The following is a 3,904-nucleotide window of genomic DNA, read 5'->3' as shown; positions in this document are numbered from 1 at the left end:
AAGAGATTCCTTCTGAAAAACGCCCTGCCCTAGGCACGGTGATTGGTCTTAGTCTGCGTGGCGCTTAGGAGCACTCCCGATGTACTCAATTGAGATTAACCTCCTTAAAGAACGCCCTGCAATTGGGGGCGTGGCGGGTTCGGCAACGCCAGTCCAAGGAATGAGTAATGTACCAATTATTATTGGGGTCGTAGCTGCTGTCTTTTTTGTGGGTCTGGCTGTGGTTGGCTTCGTAGGTGCGAACCTTTGGCTAGAACAACTGGCGAATAAACAAAAAAGCATTCAGGATCGCCTCGCAGCCATTTCTCCAGACCTGCAACGCATGGATCAAATTAAAAAAGAGCAGGAGCAAATCTCAGCGGAAACTAAAGCTCTTGCCACTGTATTTAATCAAGTCAAACCTTGGTCGGCAGTGATGCGGAGCATGGCGGTGCAAACGCCAGCGGAAGTGCAAATTCGGCGAATTAGCCAAGGTGGGCAAACCGGCCAAGAGCTAACGATTGAAGGCACAGCCGCCTCCTTTGAGGCAGTCAGTGACTTTCTGTTACTCTTGCAAAATCGCTCCCCCTTCTTTGACAAAAAGGCCACCCAGTTAATTAAAGCCGAGCGTACGGGGCAGCAAAATGAAGGAAACTCAGGAGGACAGATTTCTTTCAGTATCAAAACCGCGATCGCCAGCGTGCCGGCCTCGGAACTCCTTAAAGAACTTGCCGCCAATGGTGTCGAAGGACTGGTGGCGCGCATTCGATTCCTCAAAGAGAAAGGAGTGGTGCAGCAATGACTCTAACCGGTGATTTTGGCGGCTCCCCAATTGAAGAATCCGCACCGAATTATCCGACGGTCTTTGGTATTACCCTGACACCTGTTGTCAGCGGGGGACTGATTGCCCTAGTAGGGCTGGGATTAGCGGTCTATTTAGGCAATCTCTTAATTGCCCCTAAGCTCGAGGCAGCCGCCAAGCTACAGGAGGAAATTACCCAACAGGAAAATGAGCTATCCCAGCGGGAAGTGCTCCTTAAGCAACTCAATGATGTAGTCAGAGGTTTAGAGCGCGCCAAACAGGAAAACCGTGATGTGCGATCGCTATTTGCCACTCAAGAAGCCCTGGACACCCTTCTCCTTGACATTAGCCGGCTTATCCTCAAAAGCGGTGCTCGACTTAATACCTTTGAACCCGATAGTGCAGCTTCAGGAATTGTCCAAGATGGCTCCCTTGGCCCCGAATTAAATGCCAAACTAAAAAGGCAGACTACCAATATAACAGTTCAAGGGCCATTTCCCAGCATCATCCAGGTCATGGAGGAAATTGATCGGCAACAAAATTTCCTGGTCATCAACAACCTGACGATGGAATTAGTTGCCGATAAGCCCGGTGAAGTGATTGCCACGTTTAAGCTTATGTCTTATGTACCCCTAACCCCTGAGGAAATTGCCGCTCTGGCACCACCCCCCCAAGAGGGGCAGCCCCAAGGAGGTGAGCAGCAAGGACAACCGCAACAGAAATAGGACATAGTAACTGAAAAGTTAGCGTAGAGTCTTCGGGAAGTGAGCTGCATTCTCTTTTTGTAAGTTTGGTGGCATTTGTGAGGAGTTAAGTATCATGAGTCAGCTTTTACATCGTCTCGGCTTAGGGGTAGCCACAACAGCCCTCATTGCTGCAAGTCAAACGTCCACCTGGGCAGCAGCCACTGAAATTACCGGCATTCGCCTTGTAACCGTTGCTAACGGTATCCAACTCCTCTTCAATGTGCAGGGGAATTTACGGCCAGCGGTTTTTACCGTCAATCGCGGCAATGCCTCCATCGCAGATATTGCGAATAGCCAACTGCGCCTACCCCAAGGGGGGGCCTTCCGCCAAGATAACCCTGCCCCCGGTATCTCCTCCGTCGAAGTGGTGCAACTGGACGCCAAAACTATCCGCGTCACCGTGAATGGCATCAGTGCTGCCCCCATTGGTGAAGTCATTCGCGAAGGACGCAACGGCCTGCAGATTAATTTCATTACGGCTCAAGGCCCTGCTGGTCCTCAAGTTTCTCCTAGTGGTCAACCCATGGCCATGCCCCCTGGCCCTAATCCTGTGCCGCCTTTTCTACCGCGGCCAGTACCGCCCCCCGTTGGCGATATGCTCATTAGCCCTCTCAATGCCGATCCGGATGTCATCCAACTGGGCACCAATGAACGGATCCCCCGCCTACTGCTGCGGGAGGCGCCAGTGCGGGAGGTTCTTTCTCTATTGGCACGTGCAGCGAACATGAACGTTGTTTTCCCCGAAGCCGGTGGACAAGCGGGCGGTGTCACAATCTCCCTGGATATTGAGAATGAATCTGTTCAAGACGTATTCAACTACATCTTGCGGGTCACCAACCTCAAAGCTAATCGCCAAGGCCGCACCATCTTTGTGGGGCAAGACTTACCCCCCGATGCCCAAAACCGAATTGTCCGCACGATTCGCCTCAATCAATTGCGCGCCACCTTGAAAAGTACAATTAGCCGGACGCTGAGTTCTTCTGCAAATACCGGTGGCACAGTCGGTGGTGGCGGTGGTGGTGGTGCAGCGGCTGCAACAACGGCTCAGACCTCCCTGAACCGGCAGCTAACTACCACAGAAAATGAAGAGCAACGGGGAGGCCTAGAAATTTTGGAAGCCTATGGTGCAAACAGTGGTGGTCAACAGGGGGGGCAAGGAAGAACACTATTGGCTGGTCTAGAGGCAGTGGCTGACTCCCGCACAAACACAATTACCCTCATCGGCCCCCCGCGCAAGGTAGAGATGGCTATACAACTCTTGCAACAGTACGATGTCCGCAGGCGCCAAGTGATGGTGAATGTCAAGTTTATTGATGTTAATTTGTTGCGTAGTCGTGTAGCCAATATTGACTTAATCACAAACTTCGGTGGTACGTTATGGGGGGCTATCTTTAGCCCCGATGGACTCACCGTGCTTCGTGGAACAACACCGTCTTCGGCTGGTTTAACAGCTTTTCCAATAAATAGTCCGGTGGGCAATCTCCTCAGTGACTTTTTTGCCCAACTTCGGTTATCTCTTCAGACGGGAAATGCTGTTGTCTTAGCCAATCCTACGCTGGTCATTCAAGAGGGGAGCGCGGCTCAAGTCAACCTCACTCAGGAGATTTTCTCTGGTATAGAATCGACTGCCGAGACAACTGGTACAGGGGGCGGTGCCGCTGTCGCAACTCAGACGATTAGGCCGATTATTCGACCGGCGGGGGTTATCTTTAACGTTACGGTGGAGCAAATTGATGACAACGGTTTTGTAACATTGCAATTGTCGCCAGAGGTGAGTGCGCCAGCAGGTATCTATAATGTTATTTTCCCCGGTGCACCAGCAGGATCCATTGGTACTCTACTCTCGCAGCGGCGGATGGAGTCGGGGCGGATTCGCCTGCGCGATGGCCAAACGTTGATGCTGGCGGGCATTATCCAGGATCAGGATCGGTCGCTAGTGACAAAAGTTCCGATCCTAGGGGACATTCCCTTGTTGGGGCGGTTGTTCCGGCGGGAACAGAATCAGCGCCAGCGCAATGAACTGGTGGTGATGGTGACACCGAAGATCATTGATGATACACAGAATGCGGGGTTTGGCTATCAGTACTCGCCAACACCGGGCAGTATGCCACCTGAGGTACAAAACCAAATTCTGCAGCCACCACAGCAGCGCTTCTGAGTGTGGCTTGTTCCCTCTCGGTACAATCGAAGGGAATTCTTGTTCTCAATTGGCAATGGGTTGTTGCCAGCCTAGTCCTGCAAGGGCTTGGTGGCGCCGCAGGGGACGGGTCACCAATTCTAGGATGTTCCGAGTACTGCCAAAGCCATGGATTTGGGCAAACGTGAACTCCACCGACCACTTAGTGCTGATGCCACGGGCTTCGAGGGGATTGGCATG

General features: G+C 52.3%; 3 protein-coding genes and 1 pseudogene. 3 read left to right on the top strand and 1 reads right to left on the bottom strand.

The window, feature by feature from the left end; all coding sequences use genetic code 11:
- The first annotated feature begins 79 nt into the window (after positions 1–79).
- From Q0683_RS07505 to Q0683_RS07495, 3 genes are all read left to right on the top strand, one after another.
- On the top strand, positions 80–781 hold the full coding sequence (locus Q0683_RS07505) for a PilN domain-containing protein (RefSeq protein ID WP_298977070.1): 702 nt from the start codon (positions 80–82) through the stop codon (positions 779–781).
- Positions 778–1,506: a type 4a pilus biogenesis protein PilO gene (locus Q0683_RS07500; protein WP_298977066.1), complete on the top strand. Its 729-nt coding sequence runs from the start codon at positions 778–780 to the stop codon at positions 1,504–1,506. Before Q0683_RS07505 ends, Q0683_RS07500 begins: the two co-directional genes overlap by 4 nt.
- Positions 1,507–1,600: 94 nt before the next feature.
- A complete protein-coding gene (locus Q0683_RS07495; RefSeq protein ID WP_298977064.1) occupies positions 1,601–3,685 on the top strand; it encodes an AMIN domain-containing protein in 2,085 nt (694 codons plus the stop codon).
- A 45-nt stretch (positions 3,686–3,730) separates the two neighbouring features.
- Here Q0683_RS07495 and Q0683_RS07490 read toward each other — a convergent pair.
- Positions 3,731–3,904 (bottom strand): annotated as a pseudogene (locus Q0683_RS07490) (ferredoxin:protochlorophyllide reductase (ATP-dependent) subunit N); the annotation flags it as partial.

It is taken from the genome of uncultured Thermosynechococcus sp. (assembly GCF_938074695.1).
Lineage (GTDB): Bacteria > Cyanobacteriota > Cyanobacteriia > Thermosynechococcales > Thermosynechococcaceae > Thermosynechococcus.
Note: the sequence above shows the minus strand (reverse complement) of the source record. Positions and strands in the feature narration are given on the sequence as shown.